The organism is Roseibium sediminicola, assembly GCF_023156505.1.
Lineage (GTDB): Bacteria > Pseudomonadota > Alphaproteobacteria > Rhizobiales > Stappiaceae > Roseibium > Roseibium sediminicola.
Genome location: NZ_JALNMJ010000007.1, coordinates 127300 through 143470, shown reverse-complemented (window position 1 = coordinate 143470; position 16171 = coordinate 127300). Strand labels below are relative to the sequence as shown.

Annotated in this window: 15 protein-coding genes; 9 read left to right on the top strand and 6 right to left on the bottom strand. The window is 62.6% G+C overall.

From position 1 onward, the window contains the following. Nucleotides 1-248: 248 nt before the first annotated feature. The 9 genes from M0H32_RS12165 to M0H32_RS12125 all read left to right on the top strand — a co-directional run bounded on the left by M0H32_RS12165 (nt 249) and on the right by M0H32_RS12125 (nt 11865). Entirely contained in the window at nt 249-665 is a 417-nt protein-coding gene (locus M0H32_RS12165; RefSeq protein ID WP_248154278.1) for an NUDIX domain-containing protein, read from the top strand. A gap of 279 nt (nt 666-944) precedes the next feature. Further along, complete coding sequence (locus M0H32_RS12160) at nt 945-2591, top strand: phosphotransferase (protein WP_248154275.1); 1647 nt, start codon at nt 945-947, stop codon at nt 2589-2591. Then, on the top strand, nt 2584-3474 hold the full coding sequence (locus M0H32_RS12155) for a GAK system ATP-grasp enzyme (RefSeq protein ID WP_248154273.1): 891 nt from the start codon (nt 2584-2586) through the stop codon (nt 3472-3474). Before M0H32_RS12160 ends, M0H32_RS12155 begins: the two co-directional genes overlap by 8 nt. Further along, complete coding sequence (locus M0H32_RS12150; protein WP_248154271.1) at nt 3471-4571, top strand: HprK-related kinase B; 1101 nt, start codon at nt 3471-3473, stop codon at nt 4569-4571. Before M0H32_RS12155 ends, M0H32_RS12150 begins: the two co-directional genes overlap by 4 nt. Further along, nucleotides 4568-5269, top strand: coding sequence for a histidine phosphatase family protein (locus tag M0H32_RS12145; RefSeq protein WP_248154269.1), 702 nt, complete (start codon nt 4568-4570; stop codon nt 5267-5269). The genes M0H32_RS12150 and M0H32_RS12145 overlap by 4 nt, the downstream gene beginning before the upstream one ends. Continuing rightward, on the top strand, nt 5270-6640 hold the full coding sequence (locus M0H32_RS12140; protein WP_248154267.1) for a metallophosphoesterase family protein: 1371 nt from the start codon (nt 5270-5272) through the stop codon (nt 6638-6640). Continuing rightward, nucleotides 6637-6912, top strand: a complete 276-nt coding sequence (locus M0H32_RS12135) for an amphi-Trp domain-containing protein (RefSeq protein WP_248154265.1) — start codon at nt 6637-6639, stop codon at nt 6910-6912. Before M0H32_RS12140 ends, M0H32_RS12135 begins: the two co-directional genes overlap by 4 nt. Before the next feature lie 213 nt (nt 6913-7125). Then, a complete protein-coding gene (locus tag M0H32_RS12130) occupies nt 7126-11592 on the top strand; it encodes a helix-hairpin-helix domain-containing protein (RefSeq protein ID WP_248154263.1) in 4467 nt (1488 codons plus the stop codon). 12 nt (nt 11593-11604) lie between these two features. Then, nucleotides 11605-11865, top strand: coding sequence for a hypothetical protein (locus M0H32_RS12125; protein ID WP_248154261.1), 261 nt, complete (start codon nt 11605-11607; stop codon nt 11863-11865). 32 nt (nt 11866-11897) lie between these two features. Here M0H32_RS12125 and hypE read toward each other — a convergent pair whose 3' ends face one another. Genes hypE through M0H32_RS12095 form a run of 6 tightly spaced genes read right to left on the bottom strand, consistent with a single transcriptional unit; the run spans nt 11898 to nt 15959 of the window. After that, nucleotides 11898-12926, bottom strand: a complete 1029-nt coding sequence (gene hypE, locus M0H32_RS12120) for a hydrogenase expression/formation protein HypE (RefSeq protein ID WP_425607313.1) — start codon at nt 12924-12926, stop codon at nt 11898-11900. Between the two features lie 5 nt (nt 12927-12931). Further along, entirely contained in the window at nt 12932-14083 is a 1152-nt protein-coding gene (gene hypD, locus M0H32_RS12115; protein WP_248154256.1) for a hydrogenase formation protein HypD, read from the bottom strand. Then, nucleotides 14080-14346 (bottom strand): HypC/HybG/HupF family hydrogenase formation chaperone, encoded by a 267-nt coding sequence (locus M0H32_RS12110; protein WP_248154254.1) that lies wholly within the window; start codon nt 14344-14346, stop codon nt 14080-14082. The genes hypD and M0H32_RS12110 overlap by 4 nt, the downstream gene beginning before the upstream one ends. Nucleotides 14347-14357: 11 nt before the next feature. Next, entirely contained in the window at nt 14358-15167 is an 810-nt protein-coding gene (gene hypB / locus M0H32_RS12105) for a hydrogenase nickel incorporation protein HypB (RefSeq protein WP_248154252.1), read from the bottom strand. Then, entirely contained in the window at nt 15167-15508 is a 342-nt protein-coding gene (hypA, locus tag M0H32_RS12100) for a hydrogenase maturation nickel metallochaperone HypA (RefSeq protein ID WP_248154250.1), read from the bottom strand. The genes hypB and hypA overlap by 1 nt, the downstream gene beginning before the upstream one ends. Then, the gene (locus M0H32_RS12095) at nt 15501-15959 is read right to left on the bottom strand and encodes a hydrogenase maturation protease (RefSeq protein WP_248154248.1); all 459 of its coding nucleotides are present in this window, start codon (nt 15957-15959) and stop codon (nt 15501-15503) included. The genes hypA and M0H32_RS12095 overlap by 8 nt, the downstream gene beginning before the upstream one ends. Between the last annotated feature and the right edge of the window lie 212 nt (nt 15960-16171).

Here is a 16171-nt window from a genome sequence, read left to right as displayed (position 1 = left end):
CCTTCCGTGCCCAACTCACCCTTATTCACAGGCTTTTATCGGTTAGCCGGGTGTCCGCGACTCACCTATACTTTGAGCAGTTTCGCCTGGGTGCCGGCAACGGCACGACGTCATGACAGGGCACAAGGTACCGCAGGCATCTGAAGTCTGGATTCCGGCGCCAAAGAAAAGGACGCACCACTATCTCCAGCGACCTTTCCCCTGCCCCGTTCCGCCCCCTGATCCGCTCGACGCCGCGGGCCTTCATATTGCGCGGTGAAAAATTGCTGGTGCAGGAAAAACATCATCCGGTGAAAGGGGTTTATTACACCTTGCCCGGTGGCAAGCAGGAACCGGGTGAGGATCTGGAAGCCACCCTGAAACGCGAGTGCCTGGAGGAAATCGGCGCCGAGGTAGCGGTCGGAAAACTCATGCATGTTGCCGATCTCTACCGGCTGAAATCCGAAGGCACGGAGCGCCAGCACCAGCTCGATCTGATCTTCGAATGCACCGTTCAGGACAGCTACCGGCCGGCACTCGGCAACCACCCGGATCCACACCAGGTCGCCACAAGATGGATCACGGCCGAGGACGCGGCGCAGCTACGTCCGCTTTATGTCACAAAACTGTTTCCACTTGGCTGTACGCGGGGGCTCAAAGTCTATCTCGGACCCCAACATGACTAGAGCGTTGACCAGTCATATTAAACCTTTTGATGAGGTCAAACTGCTCATTCGGCGAGGCGCAGTGCGCAGCGCGATGCGGTGCATCGGGCAAGCGCTGCAACGACACCGATGGGCAGGTTTACCTCACCCGTTCACGACTGTTCCAGATCGGGCAACCCCGATCAGCGGGCCGGGCGATATTGCCCGCTGGCGTCGTTGTCTTGCCTTTGTGGTGATGGACACCACGGCAGGCAATCCGCCTAACCAGCGAACAAAATCGCTCCGGTCAAAAGGGTGAATATGACTGGTCAACGCTCTCGTGTACCGAAAACAATTCGGGAAAATCTCCATTTTCTGTGCGCGGAGATTGACGGCCAGCTGATCCAGCTCGAAGCCTTCTTCAAGGAGCCGACGGCCGCGACCGCGCGCCGGATCCAGGACCGGGCTGGCTATGCGCATAATCTGAAGAGCCGCATCCTGGCCGCCTGCGTGCGCCAGATGACCGGTGCGAAGAAGAACAACCGCAAACACATCACCTTGCGCAGCCTGGAGCTGATCGCCTCCGACCTGCAACGGCTCTCCAACCTGGCGCGCCAGTCCCTGCACCACGTGGAGCGGATCGAAACCTTCGAAACGCTGGAACCGCAGCGCTATCCGGCCATCGTCAAACGCGTTCGCAGCGGCGTCGCCAGCATCGAACAGGCGCTCACCGACAGCGACAGCGAACTCGCCATCGAGATCGGCCAGCTTCAGGACAAGATCGAGGCGGATTACCGCAAGCTGTTCAAGATCTACACCAAGGAAATGCGCAACCCGGACATCCGCCCGGCCGACATTGCCAACAGCCTGCTGGTCGCCAGCGAGATCCAGCGCATGGGCGACTCGCTGAAATCGATCAGCGAAGCGCTGATCTCTGCCAATATCGGCCAGGCCGTCAATTTCGAGCGGTACTTTGCCCTGCAGAGCCTGATGTCGGATCTCGAAGGGCCTGTCGGCAACCTCACGGTCGAGACCATTGCAGAGACCCGCTCGGGCAGTTCGATCTCCGCCATCAAGGACCGCAAGACCGAGGAAGTCGCCGCCGTCTTCAAGGATGGCGAGAAGAGCAAGGTCAAGGAGGAGCGCCAGGGCGTGAAGAGCTGGCATTCGATCTATCCGGGCCTTGCCCCGAAGATCCTGTCCTACGAGAAACGCAACCAGTCCGCCGCGCTCCTGATCGAGCATCTGCCGGGCTTCACTTTCGAGCATATTGTGCTCAGTGAAAACGACGCCCTGTGTGCCACGGCTCTCAACCGGCTCACCCGGACGCTGAAGGATGTCTGGAAACAGACCCGCGCCCAGGAACCGGCGGAACTGGGCAGCATGCAGCAGCTCGCCAAGCGGCTGGGCGAAGTGCGCCGGGTGCATCCGGAGTTCCAGGACCGGAAGGTCAGTTTTTCCGGCGAGAGCCTGCCCGCGCTCGACAAGCTGATCGAACAGGCCACAGAACGGGAGGCCAATGTGCCGGCGCCGTTCTCGGTCTATATCCATGGCGACTTCAACGTCGACAACATCATCTACGACCCGGGCGAGGACCGGATCCATTTCATCGATCTGCACCGGTCCCGCTACATGGATTACGTCCAGGACGTCTCGGTGTTCATGGTGTCGAACTACCGGCTCCAGGTGCTCGACCGCGACACCCGGAAGCGCATCATGAATGTCTCCCAGGATTTCTACAAATCCGCCCGGGGCTTTGCCCGCAAGCAGGGCGACGCGACGTTCGAGTACCGGTTGGCCTTGGGCCTCGCACGTTCCTTTGCCAGCTCCACCCGTTTCATTTTTGACAAATCCCATGCCCGGCGGATGTGGCTGCGCGCCCGCTATCTGATCGAACAGGCGCTCGCCTGCCCGCCCGGCGGTGAAGCCCGTTTCCGGCTTCCGATGAAGGAGCTTTTCGTTGACTGATCTCAAAATCGGCGTCATCGGCATTCCCGGCAAGTGGTCGACCGAGGTGCTGGCCGATGCGCTGGAGAAAGAGACCGGCTTCCGCTGTGTGATCGACATGGCCGATACCGCGCTCGACCTGAAAAACCGTTCGCTGATGGCCAGCGACACCGATCTCTCAAAGCTTGACGGTCTGGTGATCAAGAAGATCAGCCAGCAATACAGCCCGGCCACCCTCGACCGGTTGGAAATGCTGCGCGTGGCGGAAGCGGCCGGTGTGAAGATCTTTTCCTCGACCAGGTCGATCCTCGGCCTCGTCAACCGGCTGAGCTGCACCGTGACGCTTTCCAATGCCGGCATTCCGATGCCGGCCACCTGCGTCACCGAAAGCGTGGATCAGGCGCTCGCCGCGGTCCAGCGGTTCGGCGGCGCGGTGTTCAAGCCGCTCTTTTCCACCAAGGCCCGCGGCATGACGCTGATGGATGCCGATGAGGGCGAGACCGCGCTCCGGCAGAAGATCGAGGCCTTCAAGGCCGGCAATCCGGTGATGTATCTGCAGAAGAAGGTCAACCTCTCCGGCCGCGACCTCGGCATGGTGTTTCTCGGCGGCAAATATCTCGGCACCTATGCCCGGGTTGCCCAGACCGACAGCTGGAACACCACCATCCTTCATGGCGGCAAATACGAGCCCTTCGCGCCAGATGCGGACTTGATCGAACTGGCAAGGCGGGCCCAGGCCCCCTTCGATCTGGATTTCACCACCGTCGATATCGGCCTGACGGACAACGGCCCGATCATTTTCGAGGTCTCCGCCTTCGGCGGCTTCAAGGGCGCCCTGGAAGGGGCGTCGATCGACGCCGCCACGCTTTACGCAACCCATGTGATTGAGAAAGTGCGCGCATGACCGGGATCAGCGTTCAGGATGTTGTCGATGCGCTTGCGCCTAAGCGCGAGACCCTGGCCTCCGACCCGGTGTGCCTCACGGTTGGCGGTTTTGTTGTCGAGGTCCGCTGCACCTCCGCCACCTTGCTGGCCGAACTGCTGCGTTATTTCCAGCATGTCATCTCGGCGCCTGCGGACCCGGACATGACCGTCCATGTCCTCGGTGAAGCGGAGCTGCCGTTTACGGTCGACTATACCGACTGGGCGCGGGAACCGGGCAAGACCGGACGCAAGGACGCAATCGCGGACCTGGAAGGCGGGCGCACGGTGCTGAAGGTGCGTACAGGTGTGCAGTTCCTGCAGGCGCCCGGCTGGGCGATCGCCTTCGGCCCGACGGAGCCCCACCCCAACCAGGTCATCAATTTCATCAACACCCAGATCCTCAATCATTTCCAGCGCGAGGGCTGGGTCGCCTGCCACGCGGCGGCGGTGCGCACGGCGACGAAGGGGCTTGCCATTTCCGGCCTCTCCGGCGGCGGCAAATCGACGACCATGCTCCGGCTGATGGAGATCGCCGGTACGCACTATGTCACCAACGACAGGCTGCTGGTGCGCAATGCCGGCAAGCGCACAGATGCGCTCGGCATCCCCAAGCTGCCGCGCATCAATCCGGGCACCATCGTCACCAATGCGCGCCTTGCCGGCATCATCGACGAGGAGCGCGAGGAAGAGCTGCGCAACATGGAACCAGACGAGCTCTGGCACCTGGAAGAGAAATACGACCTCTTCATCGACGATATCTATGGCCCGGGCCGGATCTCCCACGACACCCAGCTGACCGATTTCTGGGTGCTCAACTGGTCGCGCGACAGTGCTGACCCGACCGCGGTGACCGAGGTGAAACTTGAAGACCGGCCCGATCTCCTGTCCGCGATCCTGAAAAGCCCCGGCCCGTTCTATCAGGCCCCTGACGGTGTCTTCTGGACGGACCATGCCGAGATGAACACACAAGCCTACCTGAACGCTCTGAAGAACGTTCAGGTGTGGGAGGTGACCGGACATATCGATTTCGACGCCCTGTTCGAGGCCGGCGCCGACCTTCTGGGGCAAAAGCCATGACCGCGCGCTACGCCATCCTGGTGCGCCACGGCGCCTATCATCAAAAACCAGGCACGCCGAGCGCATTCCAGCCGTTTCCGTTGACCGAGGCCGGCAAGGCCCAGGCCAGTGATGTCGGCCGGGAACTTGCGGCGCTGGCTGCGGAGAATGGCTGGGCGCTTTCGCCGGAGGTGTTCTGCTCCCGTCAACAGCGCGCCTGGCAGACGGCGACGCTCCTGAGCCAGTCCCTTTCGGAGCTGACCGGCACCGCCTACACAGTCACCGAGGACGAAGCGCTGGCCGAGCGCAGCGTCGGTGCCTTTGCCAACCTGACGATCCCCGAGATCGAGCAGATCCTCGCCGACGATCCGCGCTACGCGGTGCCACCCGAGGACTGGAAATCGAACAGCCACTACAAGCTGCCGGCCCAGGGCGCGGAGAGCCTGCTTGAGGCCGGAGGCCGGGTCGCCGCCTTTCTGACCGCACGGCTCGAGGCACTGACCACCGCATCGGACGCCACCGCGCAGATTTTCGTCGGCCACGGCGCTGCCTTCCGCCATGCCGCGCATCATCTCGGCGTGCTCGCCTTTGACGACATCCGAAAGGTCAGCATGCATCACGCCAAACCCGTTGTTCTGAAATTCAGCCCGGAGGCGGGCTGGTCGCATGAAACCGGTGCCTGGAAACAGCGCCAGCTTCTGGAAACCGGACTGGACTGATTGGAACCGCCAAACACCATGATGATCGACACGCCCCTCACGCCCCTGCTGCCGCCGATTGCCTGCACCCGCAGCAGCGATCTGGACCTGCCAAGGAGCTGCGTGCCCTGGCCGCTCGACAAGGGCCATGACCATCCCTTCGCCAACAACACCGCGACGGACCTTGTCACGAGCCTCGCCAAGGCAAACGAACTCGGCCCCTGGGACTGGCCCGACCGGCCGGTGACCTTCATCTCCGACCTCCATGCCGACGCCGAGGGCCTGCTGCGCTCGCTGGTCGCGGCACGTGCCATCATCCGCACCAGCTCCGGCCTCACCGACTTCGAGCTGACCGCTTTCGGCCGCAGCTGCCAGATCATCATCGGCGGCGATTGTCTCGACAAGGGACCGAGCAATCTCGACCTGCTCGACAGCCTCTCTTTCCTGATGAGGTCCGGCACGGATGTGGTGCTGCTTGCGGGTAATCACGATCTCCGGCTTTTTCTCGGTCTCGAGGCACTCACCGTGAAACGTGGCTCGCTGAATGCCCACATGTTCGTGCGCATGGGCAAGAAGGTGATGCCGCTCCTGAAGGAAATCTTCGACCGCCATGTCGATGCGGATACGGTCTTGAACGACCTGCCGTCGGAAAAGGACTGCCTGCGCCTGATGGTGCCCGGCAAGAAATGGACCAGGCAATTCCCGAAGGCGGCGGCAAGCTACATGAACGAGGCCGCCATCAAGAAGGAAATGGCGCGCCTCAAGAAGAAGACCGACAAGTTCGCTGAGCATGCCGCCGAGGTTGGCCTGACCCTCCGCGAACTCTATGCGGCTGCGCTCAAATGCCGGGAGCTTTTTGTCGAACCCGGCGGTCGCTACACTTGGTTCTTCAGCGGCCTCAAGGCCGCGCACCAGAGCGGTTCGCTGCTGTTCGTTCATGCCGGCATCGACGACAAGATGGCCGAACAGATTTCCCGTAAAGGTGTCGACCACGTCAATCGGCGCTTTCGCAAGGAAAGCCGCAAGGACCCGTTCGTTTTCTATTCGGGCACTGTCGCCAACCTGATGCGCACCAAGTACCGCGATGTTGACCATCCCCTGACCGAGCGGGGTGTCGAGGAGCTGCATCTGGCGGGCATCAAGCTGCTGGTTCATGGCCACGTCAATCAGCACAGGGGACAGGAGCTTCGGTCCAAACACGGGCTGCTGCACCTGGAAGCCGACATCACCCTTGACCGCCATTCCAGAAGTTCCGAAGGTCTGGACGGCATCGGCACGGGGGCTACGATCATCTCGCCGGACGGCAACATTCTCGGTATCAGCCGGGACTTTCCCCATGCCAAGCTGTTCAACCCGGTTGAGATACTCAAGCAACATGGATTGGCGCGATGATGGAACGCAAGGGCCGCTTCCGGCACCAGTCACTTCAGGACAGGAAATCGATCCAGAAACTGCTCGACGCGGTCAAGCGCGGCATTGCCAAGGGCGAACTGGAATTCGGTGACGATACCGGCGAGATCACCCTGGAGCCCAAGGGGCTGATGACGCTGCGCGTCACCGCGACCCAGGAAGACGGCCAGTCCCGCCTCGACCTGCGCCTCACCTGGACCAATGACAGCGAAAACGGCAAGGACAGCGGCAAACTGAAGGTGAAGGGCGGTTAGGCCGCTGGCGTCCGGTCAGACACATCGAATAGTTCTTTCTTGGCATATACTTAGCTCCACCCTCAACCGAAAGTACAATTTTTTGGTGCATAAATACTTTGAAGCTATTCACGGCACGCAAAATACAATCCTGAATAATTTCCTTAAGGTAAGTAAAAACCTCTGATAGCATTCACGCCATTGTCCCGATCGGCATCGGAGGAGGCCGGTACTATGTTGCGTGATATCAATTTGGTTTATGCGAAGGAATTGTCGGATCTGACCGGCGTTCCCCTTGAGCTGGCCATAAAGGCGGTCGCCATTCGCGAAGAGCGCGGTGGCTTCACACGCCTGGAGGAGCTTGTCGAGATCGACGACCGGTTCCGGCCGGATGTCCTGAAAGAAGTGCTTTCGGTTGGAACGGACGACGACCCGCAATCCAAACTCCAGTTGCTGATCGAGCCCGACCCGCCACTTGAGACGCAGCCCGCCACCTTGCATCTGCGCCTGACCTACAAGGCCGCCGATGGCCGCGAGAACAGTCAGCGCAGCCCGCTGGATCTGACCCGCCCCGCCCAGCTCACCGTGGATGGCATCGCGGGGGAGACCCTGACCGGCGCACTGGTGGAAAACAGCCAGGGCTTTGACCTGTTGCGGCTCGATCCGCAAATCGACGGCCAGCGCGCGGTGCTCAGAATACCGACGGCCGGCCCAATAGATGACGCGCTGAAACCGCGCGTGGTGGCTCCGGCTGCCGCCGTGCTGGACAGAAGCGGCCACTACCGCTTTGCCGCGGCTCCGGACACGCGGTTCGACGGGTACAAGCTGATGGCGGCCCTTGTCACCGAGGAAAACAAGAAGCTTGTTTCAGCGTTGCTCGGCCAGGACCCGTTGCAGGGAAGCGCCAGGGCCTTGACCCTGGATGCCGCGGTGACGGCGCAGCTTTCCGCCCTGCCTTTTGCGACCACGGACCTGTCCTTCGACGGCGCTTTCAAACTCGCCCTGCCCCTGGCCGATCCGGCCAAGGTCCTGGGCTGGGCCTGGTACCTGGCGAACGCGGACACGCATTTTGCCGGCTACCGGCAGGAGCCGGTGCCGGCGACGGCACAGTCCGGTGTGGTCGTTCTCGTTCCGGGAGCAGCCCCGGCTGCAAAGGACGCTCCGGCGAAAAAAACGGTAAAGCTCTCGGAAAATCAGCTGATCGAGAATGCGGACCTGTTTTCCGACGACCCGGGAAGTTTCTGCAAGCCGTTTTCCAATCCCAACCGCGTGCTCGGCGAAAAGAGCTTTTCGACCGTGCTTCGCGTCGAACAGCCCGAGATCGAGGCCGAGGGATCCAAGAAGACACCCAAGGCCAAGGCGGGTGGATTGGTCTACACCGCCTTGCGCGAAACCAAGAGCGATACGTCCGGCCTCGCCAGCGGCGGTATGATCACAACGGCGCCGTTTGCAAGGATCCCCGCGATCGTTTCGTTGTGGGACCGCTGGGGCGCGCTCGCCAATCCCAGAACCCCTGTCGGCAAGGACAACCCCATCCCCTGGGAACAGGGCGGGCTGACCTTTCAGGCTGCCAGTATCGCCAGGGGCCATGTTCTGAATTACCGCATGCGCTGGCGCTCCAACGGCTATTCGCTCGGCGACGTGCTGAAGTCCCTGACCCTGGCGCCGCGCCAGACCCGCCGGGTGGTCCAGCTGGACTGGCGCCGGACCGAATCCGCCCGGCGTGAGGAAGACAGCAACTACGCCGAACGTGTTGGCAGAACCACATTTCGTGACCGGGATTATGCCGACGCGGTCCAGTCCAACCTGAACGAATGGAGCAGCGGCCGCTCGCAATCCTCGCAGACCGGCGTTGCCGCCGGCGCCGGCTTCGCCATGGCCGGCTTCGTCATCGGCGGCGGCTTTTCCCACGGCCAGGCCCAGTCGAGCGCTTCCCAGGAAAGCGGGCGGTCGGTGTCCGCCTCGGAGGAACAGCGCCTGCGCGACGCCATCCGGCAATATGCGGACAGCCTGCGCAGCGTGGAAACCTCCGTCATCCAGGAGGTCGAGCAGAACGAAAATGTCACCGGCGTTTCGGAAATCATCCGCAACCCCAACTACTGCCATTCGCTCACCGTCATCTATCACCAGATCCTGCGCCACATCCGGGTCGACACGGAGCTGGTCGGCGTGGACGAATGCCTGTTCGTTCCCTTCCAGATCCTGCCCTTCGACAAGGTGCGGATCGAACGCTGGAAGGACAAGCTCTGGCCTTATCTCAAGCGCCGCGACCTGAGCATCGCCCTGCGATACATCGACGAGTTCAACGCGGGCTGGCCGAATGTGCCTCCGGGCGCGAAGAGCGACCAGAAGCTCACCCGCCTGTCCGGCAGCTTCACCATCCAGCTGGCGATCAAGCGCCCGGATGAGGGCAAGCTGGCCAAGGAGACCGAGGAAGGCGCCAAGGAGGATCTGCTGCGCAGCCCGACGGGCCAGGCCATGCTGAAGACCCTGGCGCCGCTCACCGTGTTCCTGCCCAAGTCGCCTGAGGAAATCGTTACCAACTACCTGTCGGTCACGCCACAGGAGCGCGAACGCTATTTCCAGAGCCAGATTGCGCCCTCGATCGCGCGGGCCTGGCTGGACAAGCTGGTGTTGAAAACCGCCGGCGGCACCATCCTGACCGGCGCCGATTTCACCATGGCCGGCAATTACGGTTTCAACCGCACGGTTCGCGTCGACTTCAATGTGCCGTCGAGCGCGCTTGCCGGCGTCACCCGCGCGGATGTGGCGCGGCTCACACTGGAAGCCACGGAAAAACTGTCAGCTGAAGTCGGCGCGTCCCTGCCAAAAGGCTCCGTCGCCAATCTGCGCGGCGCCACGATCGATTTCACCGCCGAGACCTACAGCCGCCGGGTCGGCCGCGGCGGCGGCGGACAGGACGACCTCGTCAAGCCGGACAGCGGCGACGCAGACTCCGCTGAAGTGGCCTTCCCGCTCGCCTCCTACGAGACCCTGAAACTGTCGGAAGAAGTCGCTCGTGCCCTCGACAAGTTGCAGGAGCATCTCAACAGCGACCTGTTCTACTACCACAAGGCCATCTGGTGGTCGATGGATCGCGATGAGCTCTACACGCTGCTCGACGGCTTCTCGATATCGAAGACCAATTTCCGCTCGATCGCCTCGGTGGTGGATCTCAATCCGGTCGCCATCATGGGCAACAGCCTGGTCTTCCGGGTAGCGCCCGGCGCCTTCCTGGGTATCGACGGCCACAAGGACGCGGCCGCCGCCTTCAAGTTCTACAAGGCCGACACGGTGACGCCGCCCATGCGCCTGAGCCTGCCGACCGAAGGCACCTATGCGCAGGCGCTGATGGATTCCTGCGTGGCGTGCGAGGAGCACCAGGGGTCGACGGACTGGGTGCTCAACGACAAGGACCCGGCGCTGGCGGATTTCCCGTCCAACCTGTTCAACAGCCGCTATCAGAGCCAGACCGACGCCTTGAAACCGACGGCGCCTCCAACGGCCCTGGTGAACTTGCAGAACGCGCCGGCAGCCCCGGCGCCAGCGGGTCTCGGCGACGTTCTGAAGACCGTCGGCAGCAGTGGAGCTTTCCGCGATCTGGCCGGTCTGGAAGGCACCCAGAAGAACGCCGCGGCAGCCATGACCACAGCCGCGAACCTCGCCACCACCTTCGGCAATTCGGCGACAGCCCTGAGACTTGCCGAAATGAAACAGGCCTCTGCCGATCTCGACAAGCAGCGGGCCGCGCTCGGCAAGGCCGTCAAATCCGGGATCATTTCCAAGGAAGATGCCCGCAAGCACTATAACGCTTTGCAGAACAAGGCGACCGGGGTTTCGCTGAACGACAAGCCCACCGACAAGGTCGGCGCCGATCTGGCGCAGGCGCTGAAACCCGGACAATCGGCAACGGTCGCCCGCTCGACGCCAACGACCAACGAAACCGTGTCGGTCACGCAAGGTTCAGGCGACGTTGTTCCTGCCAGCACGGCCAAGGCCACTGGACCGAAAAAACTGCCGGTCAAGCCGAACACGACGTTCGCGCCGCAGGACTGGGAAACGATCACACCGATCCCGGCCCGCGATGCCACCAAATGTCCCGGCGGCATCACCAATCTCGGCACGGTCCTGTTCAGCCATCAATACGAGGCACAATACAAATACCTGCCCTATGCCGGCGCCGACGCCTCGGCCTTCGTCAATAATGTCACCGAGATGATCAATGTGCTCAAGACCCGGGTCGGCACCTGCGGCTGCATCACCGGGCTCATCATCGACGCCCATGGCGGCTGGAGCAACCATGGCGGCTTCCGTATGGGCAAGGACACCAACAACGACGGCAAGCTGCAGCAAAACGAAGGCAAGGACTTTGTGTCGGACGCCAACCAGGCCAAGAAATTCGGCCAGATCCTAAAGGGCATGTTCTGCACTGGTGGCAACAGCTATATTGCCGTTCAGTCCTGTCATGGCGCCGGTCCCGGCAACATCTTCCTGAAGACCTTGGCCAAGGAAGCCAATGTCCAGGTCATCGCCGCAGACACGGATGTCACCACCCATGGCACGCCCAGCAACAGCCCTGGCGGTGGCGGAACGGCCCACTGGAAACTGAAAACCGGCGGCAAACGCATACTCGTCAAGCCCGATGGAACCACCAAGACGGACGCCACCGTCAAGGGCACCGGGTTCTGGAAACCGTTCTGAGGAGAATGAAACATGGCCACGTTTTCAGCGCAGAACAGCGACCTGATAGGCAAGAGCCAGGCAGAGGTCTTTGCCAAGCTGGGCGTCCCGGAACGGCAATCCAGATGGTTCAACCGGGCCAGGGAAGCGCAGGATCCGGACACCAGCGACACCGATCCCGGCGACATCTGGGTCTATCGCAACGGGCTCGTCACGTTCAGCCTGTCCGGCAAGGTGCTGGAACTGGAAGACGATGCCTCGGATTATTTCTCCGAGGAGACCCTGCAGGCTTAAGGGATGCGTGCCGTCTGCATTGATGGCTCGCGTCAGCAGATCCGCGGCAGTTGCTCGCCCGACAGCCAGTCGACCACGCGGGCCCCGCCGAAAGCGGTCTGCATGATCACCATGTGGTCCGGGTCCTCGACGATCTCCCCGATCCTGGCCGCCTGCCGGCCAAGCGGATGCGAGCGCATCACCTCCAGCAGCCGCCCCGCATCGGCCGCCTCGCAAATGCAGACCAACTTGCCCTCATTGGCGACATAAAGCGGATCGAGGCCGAGGAGTTCGCAAGCTCCTTCCACATCCGGCGCGACCGGGATCGCCTCCTCCTGCAGCAGCACGCCGGCACCGGAGGCATGGGCGATTTCATTCAGCGCCGTCGCCAGCCCGCCTCTTGTCGGGTCTCGCAGAACGGCAATTCCCGGCACCGCCGCGATCATGTCGGCGACCAGCCCATGCAGGGCCGCGCTGTCGGAGCGGAGTTCGGTCTCGAATTCCAGGTTCTCGCGTTTCGACAGGATGGCGACGCCATGATCGCCGATCGTACCGGAGAGCAGAACCGCCTGACCGGGTTTCGCGGCAGCCGGCGAAATCGTCACGCCCTCCGGCAGAACGCCGACCCCGGCGGTGGTGATGAAGACACCGTCGCCTTTGCCTTTCTCCACCACCTTGGTGTCGCCGGAGACGACCGGCACACCAGCCTCGCGGGCGGTACGCGCCATCGACATCACGATCCGTTCCAGGTCGGCAAGCGGAAAGCCTTCCTCCAGGATGAAGCTCGCCGTCAAGGACAGGGGTTTTGCACCGGCCATGGCGATGTCGTTCAAGGTGCCATGGACGGAGAGCGCGCCGATGTCGCCGCCGGGAAAGAACAGCGGCGAGATCACGTGGGCGTCGGTGGACATGACCAGCCGGCCGGGAGGCGCGTCGAACACCGCCGCGTCGTGGCCCTGGTCCAGGATCGGGTTCTTCAGGTGGCGATGAAACAGGTCTTTGATCAGCTCCGTCATGGCACGGCCGCCGCCGCCATGGGTCATGTCAACCGCACCGGTGCGGAACCGGGTCTGGGTGTCCATGCTGGTCATGCGGCCGCTCCCTTGGCGGCAAGGACCGCCTCGCGCTTGCGGCCATAGGTCCAGTAGGCCGCGCAAGCGCCTTCGGAGGAGACCATGCAGGCCCCCATCGGATTGTCGGGCGTGCAGACCGTGCCGAACAGCTTGCACTCGGTCGGTTTCTTGACCCCGCGCAGGATCGCCGGGCATTCGCAGGATTTGACCTCCCGGGATTCCTTCGGGCTGAGGGCAAAGCGTTTTTCGGCGTCGAACTCCGCGAAGGCCTCCCGGATCCGCAAGGCGCTGTCCGGCACATAGCCGAGACCGCGCCATTCAAACACCTTGCGCAGTTCCAGCACCTCGGCGGCCAGCGCCTGGGCCTTGCGATTGCCCTCTTTGGTGACGACGCGCGTGTACTGGTTCTCCACCACGTGGCGGCCTTCATTGATCTGGCGGATGAGCATCAGGGTCGACTGCATCACGTCGAGCGGCTCGAAACCGGCGATCACGACCGGTTTCCTGAAGTCCCGCGCCGCAGGCTCGTAAGATGCCCAGCCGATCACCGAACTGACATGGGAAGGCCCGAGAAAACCGTCGATCCTGACGGGATCTTCGCCCGGTTCGGAGGGCGCGTTGACGATATGAGCAATCGCGGGCGGGGTCAGGACGTGGTTGCAGAAGACGGAGAAATTTCTCAAGCCCTCGGCCCTGGCCTGAAGGATCGCGACCGCCGTCGGCGGGGTGGTGGTCTCAAAACCGATGGCGAAGAACACAACCTGACGGTCCGGGTTCTCCCGGGCGATCTTCAGAGCATCCTGGGTCGAATAGACCATGCGGATGTCCGCGCCTTCGGCCTTGGCCCGGATCAGGCTCTTCTGCTTGGTGCCCGGCACCCGCATCATGTCGCCATAGGTGGTCAGGATCACGTTCTGGGTCAGCGCCAGCTCGACCGCGTCGTCCAGCCGCCGCACAGGCAGCACGCAGACCGGGCAGCCGGGCCCGTGAACATATTCGACATTTTCCGGCACCAGGTCCTGCACCCCATAGCGGAAGATCGCATGGGTGTGGCCGCCGCAGAATTCCATCAGGTGATAGCGGCGGTCCGGATCGGCTTCCTGGCGGATCGCCTTGGCCAGCTTTTGCGCCAGGTTGCCGTCCCTGAATTCGCGGATGTATTTCATGCGCCCGCCTCCGCGCCTTCACCCGCCATCTCTTCCAGCTCCTCGGCAAGCACACCGGCCTCCGCCATCAGCCGCAGCGTGCGTTCGGCCTCTTCCTCGCTGAGCTTGTGCAAGGCGTAGCCGACATGGACCAGCACGTAGTCGCCGACGGCCACTTCGTCGAGCAGCGCCGTGGAGACGGGTTTCCGGATGCCTTCGAGCGCGACGGTGGCCATCGCGTCATCGTCTATGGAGACGACCCTGGCTGGAATGGCGAGACACATCTTGGAAACTCCTATTCGGCGGCGAGGCCGGTTGCGGCGGCCGCCTGCATTTTCATCGCCCCCTCCAGCCAGCTAAGCCAGCTGTCGAGACCTTCGCCGCTGCGCGCAGAGACCTGCAGCACCTGGATCCGCGGGTTCACCCGCCTGGCATTGGCGACCGCCGCACCGACACAGAAATCGACATGCGGCAGCAGGTCGGTCTTGTTCAGGATCATCAGGTCGGCCCCGGCAAAGATGTCCGGATATTTGAGGGGTTTGTCCTCGCCTTCTGTGACCGACAGGATCACCGCCCGGACGGCCTCGCCGAGATCGAAGCCCGCCGGGCAGACCAGGTTGCCGACATTCTCGATAAAGAGCACCGAGTTTTCTTCGAGCGGCAGTTTCTCCAGCGCGTGGCCAACCATATGCGCGTCCAGATGACAGCCTTTGCCCGTGTTGATCTGGATGGCCGGTGCGCCGGTCTCCCGGATGCGATCGGCGTCGTTGGACGTCTGCTGATCGCCCTCGATCACGGCGGCCGGCAGCCGGCCGGCAAGGCGTTTCAGGGTTTCCACCAGCAGCGTCGTCTTGCCGGAGCCCGGGCTGGAGACAAGGTTCAATGCGAGCACACCTTTGTCGGCGAGGAGCGACCGGTTCCGCTCGGCATAAGATCTGTTCTTGCCCAGAATATCGGCTTCGATCTGGATGAGCCGCGTCTGGCTCATGCCGGGAACAGACGTCCCGGCTTCACCTTTGCCAAAATGGACATGGGACTCGCCGTGTTCGTGATCCTGTTCATGCTTGTGATCGTGGCTTCCGCCACAGCCGCAGACCGTACACATCACACCACCTCCAGTTCCCGGATTTTCAGCTCTTCGCCACTGACAACCTGCAGGGCATCCGATCCGCATTCCGGGCAGCTATCGAACCGCGCCTTGACCGGCACGGTCTTGAAACAGTTAAGGCACAGGGCCTCGGCCGGCGGCCGTGCGATGTCCAGCACGGCCCCCTCAGCCAGCGATCCTTTCATGACCACGTCGAAGCCGAATTGCAGCGCTTCCGGCTCCACGCAGGAGAGCGGACCGATGTCGACGGCGACCCGCTTCACCTGCGTGAATTGGTCCTTCGCGGCCTGGTCCTTCAGAATGTCGAGAATGCTTTCGCAGAGCGACATTTCATGCATGGGCGGCCTCCCGCAAGGATATTTCGCCAGCTAACCATTTCAGAAAGAAGCTTTCCGCGGCCTCAAGGTTCGCGGCCGCCTTATCTGACAGGCCTTCCTTCACTTCGCCGTACTCATAGCCGGAAATGCCGAGCACAAAGGCCTGCGGGCGCGCGCCGTAGAGGGTCTCGCAAAGCGCCAGCACCGTTTCCGGCACGAGGCTGTGACTGCCGAGTACTTCCGGCGCGCCTGGCCCGGTTTCCCTGAAAGAAAATGCCTCTGCGCCCCCGATCTCCGCGTCCGCAAAGATCACCAGCTCATGACCGGAAACGGCGAGCGCGTGTTCGGCGACCAGCTGGTAATCGGTATCGACCTCAAGACCCGGCAAGGCCCGCGCGGCCATGCCTTCGGAAAAGGCCGGCCCCAGCCCGTCGTCCCCGCGCCCCGGATTGCCATAACCGATCAGAAGCATGGGCATATCCTCGAATCAAAGTCGTTGGAGACCACTTCCGACTTAAAAAACTGAACATTCTCTCCTTCGTCATCCCGGACGCAGCGCAGCGGAGATCCGGGACCGGCGAGCCTAGGCTTCGAGAGGAAACAAGATCCACCGGACAGTTTTGGGGCTCCCCGATCCCGGCTCGCGCTTCGCTTGGCCGGGATGACGACCGGGGAGGAGGATCT

Coding starts and splice junctions, on each gene's coding strand:
- M0H32_RS12160 (WP_248154275.1), top strand. CDS start 945: ATGACTGGTCAACGCTCTCGTGTACCGAAAACAATTCGGGAAAATCTC.
- hypE (WP_425607313.1), bottom strand. CDS start 12,926: ATGGACACCCAGACCCGGTTCCGCACCGGTGCGGTTGACATGACCCAT.
- hypD (WP_248154256.1), bottom strand. CDS start 14,083: ATGAAATACATCCGCGAATTCAGGGACGGCAACCTGGCGCAAAAGCTG.
- hypA (WP_248154250.1), bottom strand. CDS start 15,508: ATGCATGAAATGTCGCTCTGCGAAAGCATTCTCGACATTCTGAAGGAC.
- M0H32_RS12130 (WP_248154263.1), top strand. CDS start 7,126: ATGTTGCGTGATATCAATTTGGTTTATGCGAAGGAATTGTCGGATCTG.
- M0H32_RS12150 (WP_248154271.1), top strand. CDS start 3,471: ATGACCGGGATCAGCGTTCAGGATGTTGTCGATGCGCTTGCGCCTAAG.
- M0H32_RS12145 (WP_248154269.1), top strand. CDS start 4,568: ATGACCGCGCGCTACGCCATCCTGGTGCGCCACGGCGCCTATCATCAA.
- M0H32_RS12110 (WP_248154254.1), bottom strand. CDS start 14,346: ATGTGTCTCGCCATTCCAGCCAGGGTCGTCTCCATAGACGATGACGCG.
- M0H32_RS12095 (WP_248154248.1), bottom strand. CDS start 15,959: ATGCTTCTGATCGGTTATGGCAATCCGGGGCGCGGGGACGACGGGCTG.
- hypB (WP_248154252.1), bottom strand. CDS start 15,167: ATGTGTACGGTCTGCGGCTGTGGCGGAAGCCACGATCACAAGCATGAA.
- M0H32_RS12135 (WP_248154265.1), top strand. CDS start 6,637: ATGATGGAACGCAAGGGCCGCTTCCGGCACCAGTCACTTCAGGACAGG.
- M0H32_RS12125 (WP_248154261.1), top strand. CDS start 11,605: ATGGCCACGTTTTCAGCGCAGAACAGCGACCTGATAGGCAAGAGCCAG.